Here is a 16,982-nt window from a genome sequence, read left to right as displayed (position 1 = left end):
GGAGGGGGGTGGCGGGCTGGGCGGGGCCGACGACGAGGGCGTAGCCGCCGGTGCCGAGGCCGCGGGCGAGGGCGGAGACGTTGAGGAGGACGTGGTCGCCGGGGTGGGGGGTGCCGACGAGCTGGGTGTAGGCGAGGGCGCGCACGGTGGCGTGGGGGTCGTCGGGGCGTCCGGGCAGGGGTGTGTGGAGCTTGACGTTGAGCTCTTGGGCTCCGGTCCAGGCCTTCGCGTGCGACACCACGGTCGCGGTCCGCCACGTGATCACGCGGCACACCCTATCGACCGACTAGCGTGGTGCCGATGTCCGAGCCCACTGCTGCCTCCGCGTCCTCCGTCGCGTCGTCGTCGGGGGGTTCGTCGACGAACCCTGCGGCGCGTCTGCTGAACCTGGTGATCGCGTTGGTGAACACGAACGCGTCGATGACGAAGCAGCAGATCCGGTCGAGCGTGGCGGGGTACGGGGACGCCCCCTCGCCCGACGCGTTCGAACGGATGTTCGAGCGGGACAAGGACACGTTGCGCGACCTGGGCATCCCGATCGTCACGGTGGACGCGGGCGGGCACGCGGACGAGGTGGGGTACCGGATCGACCAGGACGCGTACGCGCTGCCGGCGGTAGACCTGACGCCGGCGGAGCTGGGGGTGCTGGCGCTGGCGGCGCAGTTCTGGCAGGACAAGACGCTGCGGACGGACATCTCCCGGGCGTTGACGAAGCTGCGGGCGGCCGGCGCGGGCGAGACCGCGATGGACGTCGTGGCGGGTCTGGCGCCGCGGGTGCGGGCGGTGGGGGACGCGTACGCGACGCTCATGGACGCGATCTCGGCGCGGCGCGTGGTGTCGTTCACGTACCGGGCGGCGAGCACGGGCGAGGTGCGGCCGCGCCGCGTGCAGCCGTGGCGCATCGCGGCGCGGCGCGGCGGCTGGTACCTGGTGGGCCTTGACCTGGACCGGGGCGCGCCGCGGTCCTACCGGCTGAGCCGGGTGGAGGGCCGTGTGCGGGCGTCGGGGCCGCGGGACGCGTTCGAGGTGCCGGCGCACGTGGACGTGGACGCGGCGCTGGGCACGCGCGACGCGGGCGGGCTGGCGCGCCTCGCGGTGGTGCCCGAGCGCGCGGGGGCGCTGCGGGCGCGCGGTACGGTCGTGGGCTCGGTGCCGGACGCGCGCGCGGGCGACGGCGCGGGCCGCGACGTGATCGAGGTGGCGTACGACGTGCGGTACGCGATGGCGGACGAGGTCGTGGGGTACGGGGACGCGGTGCTGGTGCTGGGCCCGCCGGACCTGCGCGAGGCGGTCGTGCGGCGGCTGCGCGACGCGGCGGGACTGGCGACGGGCCCGGCCGACGGCGCCGGGCAGGCGGAGGTGGAGCGTGGCTGAGCGCGCGGACGACCGGCTGGTGCGCCTGCTGGGCATCGTGGCGTACCTCGACGGGGCGGGCCCGGTGCCGGTGGGCGAGCTCGCGCGGCACTTCGGCGTCAGCGAGCGCCAGGTCCTGGACGACGTCGACGCCCTGTGGGTGTCGGGCACGCCCGGGTACTGGCCCGACGACCTCATCGACTTCGACGCGGACTCGATCGAGCGCGGCGTCGTGCGCCTCACCGAGGCCCGTGGCATGACCCGTCCGCTGCGGCTCGGCACGCGCGAGGCGGTCGCGCTCATCGCGGCGCTGCGCGCGATGCGGGAGACGGCGGCGGTGCAGGCCGACCCGGAGCGTGCGGGCGTCGTGGAGTCGGTGCTGCGCAAGCTGACCGACGCGACCGGGGAGGCCGCGGCGGCGCTCGACGTGCAGCTCGCACCCGAGGGCGACCCGCGCGTGGTCGCGGCCATCACGAGCGCGCTCGTCGCGGGCCACCGGCTGCGCATCCGGTACGTCACCGCCGCGGACGAGGAGTCCGAGCGCGAGGTCGACCCCGTGTCCCTGCACACCCAGGACGAGCACGCCTACCTGCTCGCGTGGTGCCACCGGGCCCGCGGGCGGCGCACGTTCCGCGTCGACCGCATCCTGGCCGCGACCGAGCTCGACCAGGCCGTCGAGGGGCACGACGTCGACCCCGACGTGGACTTCACGCCCACCGGGGACGCGCCCCTCGCGACCATCACGTTCGCCAGCCCCGCGCGCGCCGTGGCCGAGCAGGTCCCCGTGGAGTCGGTGCGCAACCTGCCGGGCGGCGCGTTCGAGGTGCGGCTGCGCGTCACCAACCCGGTGTGGCTGCGCCAGCTCCTCACCGAGCGCGCCCGCCACGTCCTGGCCGTCGAGCCGGCCGCCGTCGCGCAGGACGTGCGCGAGGCCGCGAGCGCCGCCCTGGCCGCGTACGCCCACCTGCCCGCCGACGCGCCGGGTGAGGCACCGCACGAGGGGAGCGGGCGCTCGGGCGAGCGGCCCGCTGACTAGGGTGGGCGGCATGTGGTTCTGGGTGTGGACGGTGCTCGTGGTGGGCACCCTGGTGGGCGCGTTCTTCCTCGCGCGGCGCCTGTGGCGCTCCGTCAAGGGCCTGGGACGCGAGCTGTCGCGCGCGTCGCAGGTCGCGGCGGACCTCGGTGCGCGGGCGGACGAGCTGGCGCGCGCCCAGCAGGAGGCGCAGCCCTCGACCGCGCCCACGCTGTTCGACGACCCGGTCGAGCTGCGCGCCCGGGTGGACGTGCTGCGCGCGGACCGCGAGGAGCGGCGCGTGCAGCGGCGCCGCCGCGACGAGCAGGTGTGGTCCCGCTGGCGGCGGTTCAACGCCTGACGGGCACCCGTCCCGACCGTGCACGGCGCTCGGGCGACGCCTCGGGGCGCAAGGACCGTGACCTATGATGGCGCGAAGAGCAACGTCGCCCCTGGCCGCCCACGAGTAGGTAGTAGGTTCCCGCCGTGAACATCCTTCGTCACCCCGCGACGATCGTCGTCCTCATCCTCCTGGTCCTGCTGCTCTTCGGGTCGAAGCGGCTCCCCGACATGGCGCGCTCCGTCGGCCAGTCGCTGAAGATCTTCAAGAAGGAGGTCAAGGACCTGCGCGAGGACGACGACACGACGACGACCACGACGCCGTCGGGCACCACCGCGACGACGAGCACCGGCACCACCACCGGCGCGACGGGCACGGGTGCGACGAGCGTGACGGGGGGCACGGCGTCGTCCACGCAGGACGACACCCCCAAGGCGTAGTCGGTGTCCCGCACTCCCCGCGACCCCGAGGGGCGCATGCCCCTGCGCGAGCATCTCGTCGAGATCCGCAAGCGCCTCTTCCTCGCCGCGATCGGCATCGTCCTGGGCGCCGTCGTCGGGTGGATCGTGTACGAGCCGGTGCTGCAGGCCCTGCAGCAGCCGCTCGTCGACGCCGCCGAGCGCCGTAACGTCCTGACGGGCCTGAACTTCGAGGGCGTCGCCACGGCCATCGACATGAAGGTCAAGGTCTCCCTGTTCCTCGGCGTCCTGCTGTCGAGCCCGTGGTGGCTGTACCAGCTCTTCGCGTTCATCACGCCCGGCCTGACGTCCAAGGAGAAGCGGTACGCGTTCGGGTTCATCGGCGCCGCCGTCCCGCTGTTCCTCGCCGGCGTCGCGCTCGCGTGGGTCATGCTGCCGCGCGCGGTCGCGCTCCTCAACGAGTTCGTGCCCGACGGCAGCGCGAACCTCATCAACGCCCAGATGTACCTCGGGTTCGTCATGCGCCTCATGCTCGCGTTCGGCATCGCGTTCCTCGTGCCCGTGATCATGGTCGCGCTCAACACGATGGGCGTGGTGCGCGCCGCGACGTGGCTCGCCGGGTGGCGCTGGGCCGTGCTCATCTCGTTCCTGTTCGCCGCGATCATGACGCCCACGCCCGACGTGCTCACCATGTTCTGCGTCGCGCTGCCCATCTGCGCCCTGTACTTCCTCGCCTACGGGATCTCCGTCCTGCACGACCGGCGCGTCGACCAGCGCGACGCCGCCCGGCTCGCCCTGTGAGCACCCCGCCCCGACCGCGCCCCACCGGGCGCGGGGGCCGCGCGTGAGCACGGTCGCGCTCGTCGTCAACCCGACGGCCGGGCGCGGGCGTGGCCGCACCGCGGGCGCACGTACGGCCGAGGCGCTGACCGCGGCCGGGCACGACGTCCTCGACCTCAGCGCCCCCAGCCTGCCCCTCGCGCAGGAGTCCGCCGACGCCGCCGTCCGCGGCACCGGCGCGGCACAGGGCGTGGACGCGCTCGTCGTCGTCGGAGGCGACGGCATGGTGCACCTCGGCGTCAACGCCACCGCGGGCACCGGCGTGCCGCTCGGCATCGTCGCCGTGGGGACCGGCAACGACTTCGCGCACGCCCTCGACCTGCCCACCGGCCGCCCCGACCGCTGCGTCGACGCCCTCCTGGGCGCGCTCGGGCCCGCCGCGAGCGCCGGGGCGCGCGTGCGCGTGGTCGACGCCGCCCGGGTCACGGGCGAGCACGTGCCCGTGGCGCGCTGGTACGCGGGCGTGCTGTCCGCGGGGATCGACGCCGCGGTGAACGCGCACGCCAACGCCGCGACCTGGCCGCGCGGACGGTCCCGGTACGCGCGCTCCGCCCTGACGGAGATCACCCGCTACCGGCCCTACGGGTACCGCGTCACGGTGCGCGGCGTGCCCGCCGGCGACGACGTGCCGGACGTCCTCGCCGGCGCGCCCCTGCTGCCCGCGCCCGACGCCGCGCAGCACCCGGACGGCGCCGGCGGCCCGGACGGGCGGGCGTTCGTGTGGGAGTCGCCGGGCGCGCTCGTCGCCGTCGCGAACAGCCCCCGCTTCGGCGGCGGGGTCCGCGTCGCGCCCGACGCCGCGCCCGACGACGGCCTGCTGGACGTCGTCGTCGCGGGCCCGCTCGGGCGGTGGGGCGCCGCGCGCGTCTTCCCCGGCATGTACGCGGGGCGCCACCTCGCCCACCGCGCGGTCGGGACCGTGCGCGCGACGTCGGTCACGGTCGAGCCGACCGCCGCGGGCGCCGCGCCGCCGCACGCGTTCGCCGACGGGGAGCACCTCGGGCCGCTGCCGCTGCGCGTCGACGTCGTCCCCGGGGCGCTGCGCGTGCTCGACGCCGCCACCCCTACCCGCTGAGCAAGGGGGCTCTCGACCGGCGAGGTGGGCGGTGGACCGTAGGCTGACGGCATGACGGCCGACGAATCGCCCGCCGCCCGCTACGCCGCGTCCCGGGCCCGCCAGGCGGCGTCCCGCACGCGGCTCGCGGACTTCCGGCAGGTGCTCGACTTCCCCCTCGACGACTTCCAGGTGCGCGCGTGCGAGGCGCTCGAGGAGGGCCGCGGCGTGCTCGTCGCCGCGCCCACGGGCGCCGGGAAGACGGTCGTGGGCGAGTTCGCGGTCCACCTCGCCCTCGCGAGCGGGCGCAAGGCGTTCTACACCACCCCCATCAAGGCGCTGTCCAACCAGAAGTACGCCGACCTCGTGCGCCGCCACGGAGCCGACTCCGTGGGCCTGCTCACCGGTGACACGACGATCAACGGGGAGGCGCCCGTCGTCGTCATGACGACCGAGGTGCTGCGCAACATGCTCTACGCGGGGTCGCGCACCCTGGACGGGCTCGCGTACGTCGTCATGGACGAGGTGCACTACCTCGCCGACCGGTTCCGCGGGCCCGTGTGGGAAGAGGTGATCATCCACCTGCCCGACGACGTGCAGCTCGTGTCCCTGTCCGCGACCGTGTCCAACGCGGAGGAGTTCGGCGACTGGCTGGAGATGGTGCGCGGCGACACGACCGTCGTCGTCAGCGAGCGCCGGCCCGTGCCGCTGTGGCAGCACGTCCTCGTCGCGTCCGCGAACCCCGCGGCCGGGGTCGCGCACGCGGGCGGCGGGCGCGCGCCCGGCGCGGACCTGCTCGACCTGTACGCCGGGACGGTGGACCCCACCGACCCGGGCGTGAACCCGCCCATCAACCCCGACCTGCTCGCCGCGTTCCGCACCGCGCCCCGCACCGGCGGCCCCGGGCCGGGCGGACGGCGAGGGTCCGGCGACCGCGGGTACCGCGGCCGCGGCGGGCGCCGCCCGGGACCGGACCGGTCCGTCGTCGGGCGACGCACCCCCGCCCGGTTCGCCGTCGTGGACGCGCTCGACGCGGACGGGCTGCTGCCCGCGATCTACTTCATCTTCTCCCGCGCCGGGTGCGAGGGCGCCGTGCAGCAGTGCCTCACCGCAGGGCTGCGCCTGACGTCGCCCGCGGAGGAGGCCGAGATCCGGCGCGTCGCGGAGGAGCGCACCGCGACCATCCCCACCGAGGACCTGGAGGTCCTCGGGTACTGGACGTGGACGGAGTCCCTCGCGCGCGGCATCGCGGCCCACCACGCGGGCCTGCTGCCCGTGTTCAAGGAGACGGTCGAGGAGCTGTTCAGCCGCGGCCTCATCAAGGTCGTGTTCGCCACCGAGACGCTCGCGCTCGGCATCAACATGCCCGCCCGGTCCGTCGCGCTGGAGAAGCTCGTCAAGTGGGACGGCACCGCGCACGTCGACGTCACCCCGGGGGAGTACACCCAGCTCACCGGGCGCGCCGGGCGGCGCGGCATCGACGTCGAGGGGCACGCCGTCGTCGTCGACCACGCCGGCCTGGACCCGGTGCACCTCGCGGGCCTGGCGTCCAAGCGCCTGTACCCGCTGCGCTCGAGCTTCCGGCCCACGTACAACATGGCGGTCAACCTCGTCGCGCAGGTCGGGCGCGACCGGGCGCGCGAGGTCCTGGAGACGTCGTTCGCGCAGTTCCAGGCCGACCGCGGCGTCGTCGGCCTGGCCAAGCAGGCGCAGGCGCACGCCGAGGCCCTCGACGGGTACGCGCAGGCGATGACGTGCGACCGCGGCGACTTCGCCGAGTACGCGGCGCTGCGGCGGCGCATCACCGCGCGCGAGGGCGACCTGTCGCGCGCCGCGAGCCGGTCGCGCCGCGCCGAGGTCGTCGCCGCGTTCGAGCGGCTGCGGCCCGGGGACGTCGTCGAGGTGCCGTCCGGGCGGCGCGCGGGCTACGTCGTCGTGCTCGACCCGGGGGAGGGTGCCGGGTTCGACGGGCCGCGCCCCACCGTGCTGACGCAGGACCGTCAGGTGAAGAAGCTCACCGTCGCCGACGCGCCCGGCGGGATCCGCACCGTCGCGCGCGTGCGCATCCCCAAGACGTTCAACGCGCGCGTGCCCGCCCAGCGGCGCGACCTCGCCTCCACCCTGCGCAACGCGCTCGGCGCGCTCGACGAGCCGGGCACGCGCCCCGGCCGCACCACCCGCACCCGGTCCGGCGCGACCGACGACGCCCAGCTCGCGCGCCTGCGCGCCCAGCTGCGCGCCCACCCGTGCCACGACTGCCCCGACCGGGAGGACCACGCCCGCTGGGCCGAGCGGTGGGCGCGGCTGAAGAAGGAGCACGACCAGCTCGTGCGGCGCGTCGAGGGCCGCACCGGCTCCATCGCGCGCGTCTTCGACCGCATCTGCGACGTCCTGGTCACGCTCGGCTACCTCGCGCCCGCCGAGCCCGCGCAGGACCCGGCCGCACCGCTCGAGGACGCCCTCGACGAGGAAGAGGCCGAGACCCCTGGCGGCCCGCCCACCGGTCGCGCCGCCCGCGAGGCCGCGCGCACCGGGCTGCAGGTCACGCCCGACGGGCAGTGGCTGCGCCGCCTCTACGCCGAGAACGACCTGCTCCTGGCCGAGTGCCTGCGCCGCGGCGTGTGGGAGGACCTCGACGCCCCCGCCCTGGCCGCCGTCGTGTCCACGTGCGTGTACGCCGGGCGCCGCGAGGACCACGGCGAGCCCGACGTCCCCGGCGGCCCCCACGGCAGGCTGGCGCACGCGCTCGAGGCCACCACACGCGTGTGGTCCGAGGTCGACGACCTCGAGGACGAGCACGACATCGACGCGACCGGGCCGCTCGACGAGGGCCTCGTCACCGCCGTGCACCGCTGGGCCGTCGGGCGCAGCCTCGACGCCGTGCTGCGCGGCTCCGAGATCGCGGCCGGCGACTTCGTGCGCTGGTGCAAGCAGGTCATCGACGTCCTCGACCAGGTCGCGGGCGCCGCCCCCACCCCCGAGGTCCGCCGCACCGCACGCCAGGCGATCGACCGCCTGCGCCGCGGCGTCGTCGCCTACTCCAGCGTCTGAGCGCGCCCCGCCCCGGCTGCACCCCCGTCCGCCGGGGCGCGAGGCCGCCTCGGCGGACGGCTCGGAGAGTCGGCGCTGCGGCCGTGCGGCGTGACGTGCACGACACGCCCCCGGACCTGCGCCGACGCCGCCACCGGGCGGTGAAGCACGGCGGGTTGTGGCGGTATCGTGAAGGACTGTGGCCTCAACCCTGTACCGCGGCGGCGTGATCCACTCCCCGGCCGACCCGTTCGCGGAAGCGCTCCTCGTCGACGACGGCGTCATCGCCTGGATCGGCGCCGACGACACGGCCGACGGGCTCGCCGCCCGCGCCGACCGCGTCATCGACCTCGACGGGGCGCTCGTCGCCCCCGGGTTCGTCGACGCCCACGTCCACCTGTTCGAGGTCGGGCTCGCCCTGGCCGGCGTCGACCTGTCCGCGAGCGCCGGCGTGACGTCGCTCGCGGCCGCGCTCGACGCCGTCGCGAAGGCGGCGGCCGTCGCGCACGAGGACGACGTCGTGCTCGCGTTCGGGTGGGACGAGCGGTCCTGGCCCGAGGGGCGGCCCCCGACGCGCGAGGAGCTCGACGCCGCGGCGGGCGGCCGGGCGGTGTACGCGGCGCGGGTCGACGTGCACTCCGCAGTGGTGTCCACGACGCTCGCGCGCCGCTGCGCGCTCGAGACACGGCCCGGGTGGGACGAGTCGGGCTGGGTCGCGGGGGAGGCGCACCACGTCGCGCGCGACGTCGCCCGGGCGGTGTCCCCGGCGCGGCGCACGGACCTGTACCGCACGGCGCTGCGGGCCGCGGCCGAGCAGGGCGTGGTGTCGGTGCACGAGATGAGCGCCCCGCACATCGACACGCGCGCCGGGCTGCGGGAGATCCTCGCCCTCACGGCGGACGCGTCGTCGGGCCTGCCGCACGTCGTGGGGTACCGGGGCGAGCTGTGCGCCACGGCCGACGACGCCCGCGCGCTCCTCGCGGACGTGCCCGGCCTCGCGGGCATCGCGGGCGACCTCAACGTCGACGGGTCGATCGGGTCCCGCACGGCGGCGATGCGGCTGCCGTACCAGGACGGGCCGGACCGCGGCGACCGCGGGAACCTGTACCTCACGGCGGAGCAGATCGCGGACCACCTGTCCGCGGTCGCGGCGGCCGGCACGCAGGGCGGGTTCCACGTCATCGGGGACCGTGCGATGGACGAGCTCGTGCGCGGGCTCGGCCTCGCGGCCGAGGCGCACGGGCAGGGCGCGGTGCGCGCGGCGCGGCACCGGGTCGAGCACGCGCTGTTCGTCGACGCGACCGCGCTCGCCACGCTCCTGCTGTACGGGGTGAGCCTGAGCATCCAGCCCGCGTTCGACGCCGCGTGGGGCGGCCCGGACGGTATGTACGCGGCGCGCGTGGGGGCGATGCGGGCACAGGGCCTGAGCCCCTTCGCCGACCTCGCGGGTGCGGGCGTGCCGCTCGCGTTCGGGTCGGACGCGCCGGTGACGCGGATCGACCCGTGGGCGGGCGTGCTCGCCGCGATGTCGCACGTCGACCCGGACCAGCAGATCTCGGCCCGTGCCGCGTTCCGTGCGCACACGCGCGGCGGGTGGCGCATCGCCGGGCTCGACCACACCGGCGCCGGGCAACTGCGCGTGGGGGCGCCCGCGCACCTCGCGGTGTGGCGCGGGGAGCACCTCGTGGTGCAGGGCGCGCTGGGCCGCACGACGTCGTCGTGGAGCACGGACGCGCGCGCGGGGCAGCCGCTGCTGCCCGAGCTCGGGCCGGACATGCCGCGACCGCGGTGCCTGCAGACCGTGCGGGCCGGAGTGCCCCTGTTCGACACCTTCGTCTGATCGCTCCCGCTTGACAGGGCGGTGAGCCGGAGTAGTTTCGACAGGGTGTTCCGGCCCCCGTGGCCGCAGGGGGATCAGCCACCGACGACGACCCCTCGGCGTGCCGCGCCGGGTACCTGGCCGGGCTCGCGCGCTCAGTAGAAAACGTGCTCCGCCGGTGGCGGCGTCGTACGGGCCGAAGGGCGCGCGAGCCCGCACACACTCCCTCCCGGTGCCCGTCAGCCCTCCGCGGACGGCGGCGGCCCGCCAGGTCTTCGTGCAGGTCCGTGGCGTAGGGTGCACCCGTGCACGCCCCCGAGCCCCCGGCCGCTCCCGCCGGGCGATCCCGCCCCGCAGGCACGGCCGCCCGTGCGCCCGAGACCGGCACGCCTCACGACCGGCAGCCCGACGCTGGGCCGGACGCCGGACCGAACGCACGGCCCGACGGCCGATCCGAGCGCGAGGTCCCCGCGGGTTCGTCGCCCGCCGTCCCGTCGCGGCCCCTGACGCTCCTGCTCGCCCTCGCGGGCGGCCTGCTCACCGACACCGCGTTCCCCGACCGCGGGTGGTGGCCGCTCGCGTTCGTCGGCGTGGCCGCCCTGTTCTGGGCGCTGCGCCGCGACGGCGCGCGCTGGGGCTTCCTCGTGGGCCTGGTGTGGGGCCTGGCGTTCTTCCTGCCGCACCTGTGGTGGGCGAACTACGCGACCGAGACCGTGCCGTGGCTCGCGCTGTCCGTCATGGAGGCGTGCTTCGTCGGGCTGCTCGGTGCCGCGTGGGTCTGGGCGCGCCGCTGGTCGTGGCTCACGGGGCACCCCGGGCGACAGGCCGTCGCGTTCGCGGTGCTGTTCGTCGGGGCCGAGCAGGCACGCACCGAGGTGCCGTTCGGCGGGTTCCCCTGGGGCCGGCTCGCGTTCTCCCAGGCGGACTCCCCGCTGGGTCGCGCGGCGTGGCTCGGGGGAGAGGTCCTCGTGTCGCTGCTCGTCGCGCTCGCCGGGTCGCTGCTCGCGGTCGCCGTGCTCGCCGTGGTGCGCCGTCGTGACATCGCGACCAGCGACGTCGTGACCGGCACCGTCGTCCCCGTGGTCGTCGCGGCCGCGCTCGTCGTCGCACCGCTGCTCGTGCCGCTCGACACACGCGCCGAGGCGGGCACGCTCGCCGTCGGGGCCGTGCAGGGCAACGTGGGCGAGCCCGGGCTCGGGTCGTTCGCGAACCGGGCCGAGGTGCTGAACAACCACCTGCAGGGCACGCTCGCGCTCCTCGACGACGTCGAGCCGGGCGACCTCGACGTCGTGCTGTGGCCCGAGAACGGGTCCGACCTCGACCCGCAGACCACGCCCGAGGTGGCGCGCGCCATCGACGACGTCGCGCAGGAGGTCGGCGCGCCGATCCTCGTCGGCGCGCAGGAGTACCCCGAGACCGGCGGGCGGTACAACGTGTCGCTCCTGTGGGAGCCGGGCACCGGTGTCGTCGACCGCTACGCCAAGCAGCACCCGGCGCCGTTCGGCGAGTACATCCCGCTGCGCTCCCTGCTGCGCGTGTTCTCCGACCAGGTCGACCGCGTGAGCATCGACATGATCGCGGGCACCGAGACCGGCGTCGTCGACCTCGACGCGCCCCGCCTGGGGCGCACGGTGCCGCTCGGCGTCGTCATCTGCTTCGAGGTCGCCTACGACGGCCTCGTGAACGACGCGGTCGACGCGGGCGCCGAGCTGCTCGTCGTGCCGACCAACAACGCCTCGTTCGGGTACACCGCCGAGTCGACGCAGCAGCTCGCGATGTCGCGGCTGCGCGCCGTGTCGACGGGCCGCGCGACCGTGCAGGTCTCGACCGTCGGCGTCAGCGGCGTCATCGCCCCCGACGGCACGCTCCTGCAGAGCACGGGCCTGTTCACCGCCGACCAGATGGTCGCCGACCTGCCGCTGCGCACGAGCCTCACGCCTGCCGTGCGGGCCGGGGACTGGCCGGGCCGCGTCGTCGAGCTCCTCGCCCTGGGTCTCCTCGCCGCGGGCGTCGTCACCGTCGTCCGCGAGCGCCGCACCCGGACCGCCCCGGCGCCGGCCGGGGACGAGGCACCGTGAGCCCGCGCGCGGGGGAGGGCGGCGTCCCGGGCGGGCGCGTGCTCGTCGTCGTGCCCACGTACGACGAGGCGCTGACCCTGCCGGGCACGCTCGCGCGCCTGCGCGCCGCGGTCCCGGACGCGGACGTGCTCGTCGTGGACGACGCGAGCCCGGACGGGACGGGCGACCTCGCCGACGCCGCGGCCGCCGTCGACCCGGGCGTGCACGTGCTGCACCGGGCCGGGAAGGAGGGCCTGGGCGCCGCGTACGTCGCGGGGTTCGGGTGGGGCCTGGACGCCGGGTACGACGTGCTCGTGGAGATGGACGCCGACGGCTCCCACCAGCCGGAGCAGCTGCCAGCCCTGCTCGCCGCCCTCGGCCCCGCCACGGCGGACGGCGCGCACGACGGCGCGGACCTCGTCATCGGGTCGCGCTGGGTCCCGGGCGGGCGCGTGGAGAACTGGCCGCGGCACCGCGAGGTGCTCTCGCGCGCGGGCAACGCGTACGTGCGCCTCGCGCTGGGGCTGCACCTGGGCGACGCGACGGCGGGCTACCGCGCCTACCGCGCTTCCGCGCTGCGCGCCGTCGACCTCGCGAGCGTGGAGTCGCACGGGTACTGCTTCCAGGTCGACATGGCGTGGCGGGTCGTGCGGACGGGGGGCCGCGCGACGGAGGTGCCGATCACGTTCGTCGAGCGCACGGCGGGGCGGTCGAAGATGAGCCGCGCGATCGTCACCGAGGCGCTGTGGAAGGTCACGGTCTGGGGTGCCCGACGGCGCGCGGCCCAGCTCGCGAGCCTCGCGCGGTCGGTCGCGGGGCGGCGCGGCACGCGCTGAGACGTCCCCGCGGTGATGGCCGCGACGCAGAGAGGCCCGGACCCCCTCGCGGGGGTCCGGGCCTCTCGTGACGGGCGCGGCGAGGCGTCAGGCGCTGCGGCGCAGCTTGCCGGCGCGCAGCAGGCCGAGGCGCTCGTCGAGGAGCTCCTCGAGCTCGGAGATGGTGCGGCGCTCGAGCAGCATGTCCCAGTGGGTGCGGGCGGGCTTGCCGGCCTTGGGCTCGGGGCGCTCCGCGTCGCGCAGCAGCGCCTCGGCGCCGCAGCGGCACTCCCACACCGGGGGGACCTCGGCGTCGGTCGAGAACGGCAGGATGATGGTGTGCCCGTTGGGGCAGTCGTAGTGCGCCTGGAAGCGGGGGGCGAAGTCGACGCCCTCGTCCGACTCCATGCTCTTCGCACCGATGCTCATCCCGCGCAGCGAACGGTCGGCCATGGTGTCCTCCTGAGGGGTCTTCGGGGGTGGGTGGGCGCGCCCGGTGGGGGTGCGGGCAGCGGCCCGATCTACGAGAGGCAACGCCTCACGTGCGGTCGGTGTTCCGACACGCCGTGAAGGTCCGGTGAACGTCGCGGGGCCTCACGACCTGGTGGCCCCCGCGGTGCGTCGTGCCGGCCCGCCTCGGCGCGCCTTCCCAGGCTCCCGGGTTTCGATGCCCCGCGCAACTCCGCGGCCCCCGCCCGGCCCCGGACGTGTGCACGCTCACACCTCGCGGCCCGGGGTGCGGGAACAAACCCGGGGGGAGCCCGGTTGAGCGGCATGTACATGCAAACGCATCGACCTAGGACTCACGGGAGCACACCATGCAGTTCGGCATCTTCACCGTCGGCGACGTCACGACGGACCCCACGACGGGCCGGACCCCCGACGACACCGAGCGCGTGCGGTCCATGCTGACGATCGCGAAGCACGCGGACGAGGCGGGGCTGGACGTCTTCGCCACGGGGGAGCACCACAACCCGCCGTTCGTCCCGTCCTCGCCGACGACCATGCTCGGCTACCTGACGGGCGTGACGAAGAACATCGTCCTGTCGACCTCGACCACGCTCATCACGACGAACGACCCGGTGCGCCTCGCGGAGGAGTACGCGATGCTCCAGGTCATCTCCGACGGCCGCATGGACCTCATGATGGGCCGCGGCAACACCGGCCCGGTGTACCCGTGGTTCGGGCAGGACATCCGGCAGGGCATCCCGCTCGCGATCGAGAACTACGCGCTGCTGCGCCGGCTGTGGACCGAGGACGTCGTGGACTGGGAGGGCAAGTTCCGCACCCCGCTCCAGGGCTTCACCTCGACGCCGAGGCCGCTGGACGGTGTCCCGCCGTTCGTGTGGCACGGGTCGATCCGCAGCCCCGAGATCGCCGAGCAGGCCGCCTACTACGGCGACGGGTTCTTCCACAACAACATCTTCTGGCCCATGAGCCACACCAAGCAGATGGTGCAGTTCTACCGTCAGCGCTGGGAGCACCACGGCCACGGCCCCGCGGACACCGCGATCGTCGGGCTCGGCGGCCAGGTGTTCATGCGCAAGGACTCCCAGAAGGCGTGGGACGAGTTCCGCCCCTACTTCGACAACGCGCCCGTCTACGGGCACGGGCCCTCGATGGAGGACTTCACGCGCGAGACGCCGCTCACCGTCGGCTCGCCGCAGCAGGTCATCGACCGGTACGCCGCGATGCGCGACCACGTGGGCGACTACCAGCGCCAGCTGTTCCTCGTCGACCACGCGGGCCTGCCGCTCAAGACCGTGCTCGAGCAGATCGACCTCCTCGCGGGCGAGGTCGTGCCCGTGCTGCGCAAGGAGATGGAGGCCGTCCGCCCCGCGCACGTGTCGGCGAACCCGCCGAGCCACGCCGAGCGCGTCGCGGCCGCCCGCGCGGCCGGGACCGAGGGCGCCGCGCACGTCGGCGGCACCGAGGACCTCTGGACCGGGCGCACCGCCGAGGACGACACCCGCACCGCCACCGCCGGTGCCGCGTTCGGCCTGTGACACCGGCGACACCCGCGCCGTGACCACCCGCCCGACGGCGTACGGTCGAGGAGTGCCCCGCACCCGCGACCGGCCGCCGTCGGGCACGGCAGCACCCGGCCCGCGACGGGCCGCACCCCGCACCGCACGTCAGCACCTCAGGAGCACCGCATGACCGCCAGCACCCCCGCCCCGGACCGCCGCCTCGTCGTGGTGTCCGCCGGGCTGTCCAAGCCGTCCTCCACGCGCCTGCTCGCCGACCGGCTCGGCGAGGCCACGCTGCGCGAGCTGCAGGGCCTCGGCGTGAGCGCCGAGATCGAGACCGTCGAGCTGCGCGACCACGCGCACGCCGTCGTCGACGCCATGCTCACCGGCTTCCCGACCGGCGACCTCGCGGGCGTGCTCGAGCGCCTCACCGCCGCCGACGGGATCGTCGTGACCACCCCGCTGTTCACCACCACGTACTCCGGGCTGCTCAAGTCGTTCGTCGACGTCCTCGACAAGGACTCGCTCACCGGCACGCCCGTCCTGCTCGGCGCGACCGGCGGCACCGCCCGCCACTCGCTCGCGCTCGAGTACTCGCTGCGCCCCCTGTTCACCTACCTGCGGGCCGACGTCGCCACGACCTCCGTGTTCGCCGCCACCGACGACTGGGCGGCCGCCGAGGGCGACTCCGGGGGCGGCCTGCCCGCCCGCATCGCCCGCGCGGGCCGCGAGCTCGCGGAGAAGGTCGCGCTGCGCAAGAACACCGGCCCGGCCGACCCGTTCGCTGGCACGCCCGACTTCACCGCCCTGCTCGGCGGCCTGTGACCCCCTGACCGCGCGCCCCGGCCACCGGTGCTCCGGCCGGGGCGCGCACCCCTGCCCGACCTGCGACGACACCCCGCCCGCACCGCGACCCGCCTTGCCCCCGGCAGGCCCGTCGCGGCAGGATCGGGGGACCGACAACGACGGGGGAGCACCATGAGCCGCAGCACCACCGAGGACCAGGCCGCACGACCCGGCGACCCGGAACCGGCCGCGCGGCCCGCCGCCCCGCAGACCCTCGCCGTCCCCGTCGTCGAAGCCCTCGCCGACCACGCGCCCCGCCCCGACCAGGACGTCGCGGCCCCGCCCCGGCGCCGACCCGTCGGCATCGTCCGGGCACCGCAGCCCGCCCCCGACGCCGCCCGCTTCACCGCCGCACCCCGGTACCCCGCCATGTTCCACGTCGCCGGAGGCCGCCTCGTGTGGGACGGCACCCGCCTGCGCCTCGTGCGCGGCGACGACACCGTCCTGCAACCCGCCGGGCGACCCGTCGTCACCGTCACCGGCGACGGCCCCACCGTCGCCGTCACCTGGCGCGACGACCAGCACCCCACCGCCCGCGCCACGCGCGCCGTCCTGCTCGAAGGCTCCTCCGCACGGTTCGCGCGCTTCGCCCGCTCCCTCGCCGCCACCCGCCCCGGCGCCATCGAGCTCGACGACCGCACCGTGCCCTCCGCCCGCGTCCCGCACCTGCGCCCCGACCACGCCGGGACCACCCGCCGACCCGGCGTGTTCACCCGCGCCCTGTGGCGCGTCGTCGGGCGCGCCACCACCGACCCGGCACCCACCGGCAGGGGAGCTGACCTCGTCACCCGGCTCGAACGCCTCGCCGCCCTCCACCGCGCCGGAGACCTCACCGACACCGAGTACGCCCGCGCCAAGCAGGCCCTGCTCGACTGAGGGGACCGACCCGACGGAGTGCGTCAGTCCCCGGCCGGGCCCCACCCGGTCACGTCGACCTCCGTCATCACCGACCGGCCGTCACGGAAGTCCCCGTACCGCGCCCACGCCAGGGTCACCCGCAGCAGCACGATGCCGTCGTCCCGCAACGACCCCGCGAACTGCGGGAACGCCGCCGCGTACGCCGCGGCGCAGCGCCGCCGGTCCGCACCCGCCGGGACGTCCGCGACGCCCTCGCACTGCACGGTCGTCCCGTCCGTCCCGCCGACCGTCACGGCGACGCGCGGGTCCCGGGCCACGTTCGCCACCTTGCGCGACGACGCGCGCGCGTCGAACACCAGCTCACCCGCCTCCGTCGCCGCCACCGCGAGGAACGCCGCCTGCGGGCCACCGCCATGACCGAGGGACGCCACGACCCCCCACCCCTGAGAACGGACGAAGCCGACGAACGCCGCACGATCCATGCCGCCACCGTAGCGCCCGGTGTCGCCCGAGCGGAGACACCGAGGACACCGAAGACCCCACGACACGAAATCGCTGGACCGCCCGGC

16 protein-coding genes are annotated in these 16,982 nt (G+C 75.8%); 13 read left to right on the top strand and 3 right to left on the bottom strand.

Translation table 11 applies throughout. From position 1 onward, the window contains the following. A partial coding sequence (locus ACI769_RS14175; protein ID WP_409141775.1) for a DUF3866 family protein occupies nucleotides 1-265 on the bottom strand: 265 nt, incomplete at its 3' end. Between the two features lie 155 nt (nucleotides 266-420). On the opposite strand from ACI769_RS14175, the gene ACI769_RS14170 reads away from it, so the two are divergent. From ACI769_RS14170 to ACI769_RS14125, 10 genes are all read left to right on the top strand, one after another. Further along, nucleotides 421-1,374, top strand: coding sequence for a YafY family protein (locus tag ACI769_RS14170; RefSeq protein WP_232322567.1), 954 nt, complete (start codon nucleotides 421-423; stop codon nucleotides 1,372-1,374). Next, nucleotides 1,367-2,389, top strand: a complete 1,023-nt coding sequence (locus ACI769_RS14165) for a YafY family protein (protein ID WP_085387951.1) — start codon at nucleotides 1,367-1,369, stop codon at nucleotides 2,387-2,389. The genes ACI769_RS14170 and ACI769_RS14165 overlap by 8 nt, the downstream gene beginning before the upstream one ends. A 10-nt stretch (nucleotides 2,390-2,399) precedes the next feature. Beyond that, nucleotides 2,400-2,726 carry a hypothetical protein gene (locus ACI769_RS14160; RefSeq protein WP_034651635.1) on the top strand — a complete coding sequence of 109 codons (327 nt, stop codon included), beginning with the start codon at nucleotides 2,400-2,402 and terminating at the stop codon, nucleotides 2,724-2,726. Between the two features lie 125 nt (nucleotides 2,727-2,851). Beyond that, nucleotides 2,852-3,145 (top strand): Sec-independent protein translocase subunit TatA, encoded by a 294-nt coding sequence (gene tatA, locus ACI769_RS14155; RefSeq protein WP_043660072.1) that lies wholly within the window; start codon nucleotides 2,852-2,854, stop codon nucleotides 3,143-3,145. Between the two features lie 36 nt (nucleotides 3,146-3,181). Continuing rightward, nucleotides 3,182-3,925, top strand: a complete 744-nt coding sequence (gene tatC, locus ACI769_RS14150; RefSeq protein WP_043660075.1) for a twin-arginine translocase subunit TatC — start codon at nucleotides 3,182-3,184, stop codon at nucleotides 3,923-3,925. Nucleotides 3,926-3,968: 43 nt separating this feature from the next. Continuing rightward, the gene (locus ACI769_RS14145) at nucleotides 3,969-5,039 is read left to right on the top strand and encodes a diacylglycerol kinase family protein (protein ID WP_085387952.1); all 1,071 of its coding nucleotides are present in this window, start codon (nucleotides 3,969-3,971) and stop codon (nucleotides 5,037-5,039) included. Between the two features lie 51 nt (nucleotides 5,040-5,090). Continuing rightward, the gene (locus ACI769_RS14140) at nucleotides 5,091-8,069 is read left to right on the top strand and encodes an RNA helicase (protein WP_085387953.1); all 2,979 of its coding nucleotides are present in this window, start codon (nucleotides 5,091-5,093) and stop codon (nucleotides 8,067-8,069) included. A 178-nt stretch (nucleotides 8,070-8,247) separates the two neighbouring features. Beyond that, complete coding sequence (locus ACI769_RS14135; protein ID WP_409141774.1) at nucleotides 8,248-9,888, top strand: amidohydrolase; 1,641 nt, start codon at nucleotides 8,248-8,250, stop codon at nucleotides 9,886-9,888. A gap of 284 nt (nucleotides 9,889-10,172) precedes the next feature. Continuing rightward, the gene (gene lnt, locus ACI769_RS14130) at nucleotides 10,173-11,945 is read left to right on the top strand and encodes an apolipoprotein N-acyltransferase (protein ID WP_369824891.1); all 1,773 of its coding nucleotides are present in this window, start codon (nucleotides 10,173-10,175) and stop codon (nucleotides 11,943-11,945) included. Continuing rightward, nucleotides 11,942-12,760, top strand: a complete 819-nt coding sequence (locus ACI769_RS14125) for a polyprenol monophosphomannose synthase (protein ID WP_085387955.1) — start codon at nucleotides 11,942-11,944, stop codon at nucleotides 12,758-12,760. Before lnt ends, ACI769_RS14125 begins: the two co-directional genes overlap by 4 nt. An 87-nt stretch (nucleotides 12,761-12,847) precedes the next feature. On the opposite strand, the gene ACI769_RS14120 is transcribed toward ACI769_RS14125, so the two are convergent. Further along, complete coding sequence (locus ACI769_RS14120; protein ID WP_021483180.1) at nucleotides 12,848-13,192, bottom strand: RNA polymerase-binding protein RbpA; 345 nt, start codon at nucleotides 13,190-13,192, stop codon at nucleotides 12,848-12,850. A gap of 365 nt (nucleotides 13,193-13,557) precedes the next feature. Between ACI769_RS14120 and ACI769_RS14115 the strand changes: the two genes are divergently transcribed. The 3 genes from ACI769_RS14115 to ACI769_RS14105 all read left to right on the top strand — a co-directional run bounded on the left by ACI769_RS14115 (nucleotide 13,558) and on the right by ACI769_RS14105 (nucleotide 16,431). After that, nucleotides 13,558-14,745, top strand: a complete 1,188-nt coding sequence (locus ACI769_RS14115; protein ID WP_085387956.1) for an LLM class flavin-dependent oxidoreductase — start codon at nucleotides 13,558-13,560, stop codon at nucleotides 14,743-14,745. Between the two features lie 150 nt (nucleotides 14,746-14,895). After that, on the top strand, nucleotides 14,896-15,534 hold the full coding sequence (locus tag ACI769_RS14110; RefSeq protein WP_034656126.1) for an FMN reductase: 639 nt from the start codon (nucleotides 14,896-14,898) through the stop codon (nucleotides 15,532-15,534). A gap of 153 nt (nucleotides 15,535-15,687) precedes the next feature. Then, a complete protein-coding gene (locus ACI769_RS14105; protein WP_085387957.1) occupies nucleotides 15,688-16,431 on the top strand; it encodes an SHOCT domain-containing protein in 744 nt (247 codons plus the stop codon). Between the two features lie 23 nt (nucleotides 16,432-16,454). On the opposite strand, the gene ACI769_RS14100 is transcribed toward ACI769_RS14105, so the two are convergent. Further along, complete coding sequence (locus ACI769_RS14100; RefSeq protein WP_198163069.1) at nucleotides 16,455-16,895, bottom strand: pyridoxamine 5'-phosphate oxidase family protein; 441 nt, start codon at nucleotides 16,893-16,895, stop codon at nucleotides 16,455-16,457. Between the last annotated feature and the right edge of the window lie 87 nt (nucleotides 16,896-16,982).

It is taken from the genome of Cellulosimicrobium sp. RS, assembly GCF_046159675.1.
Taxonomy (GTDB): Bacteria; Actinomycetota; Actinomycetes; order Actinomycetales; family Cellulomonadaceae; genus Cellulosimicrobium; species Cellulosimicrobium funkei.
Note: the sequence above shows the minus strand (reverse complement) of the source record. Positions and strands in the feature narration are given on the sequence as shown.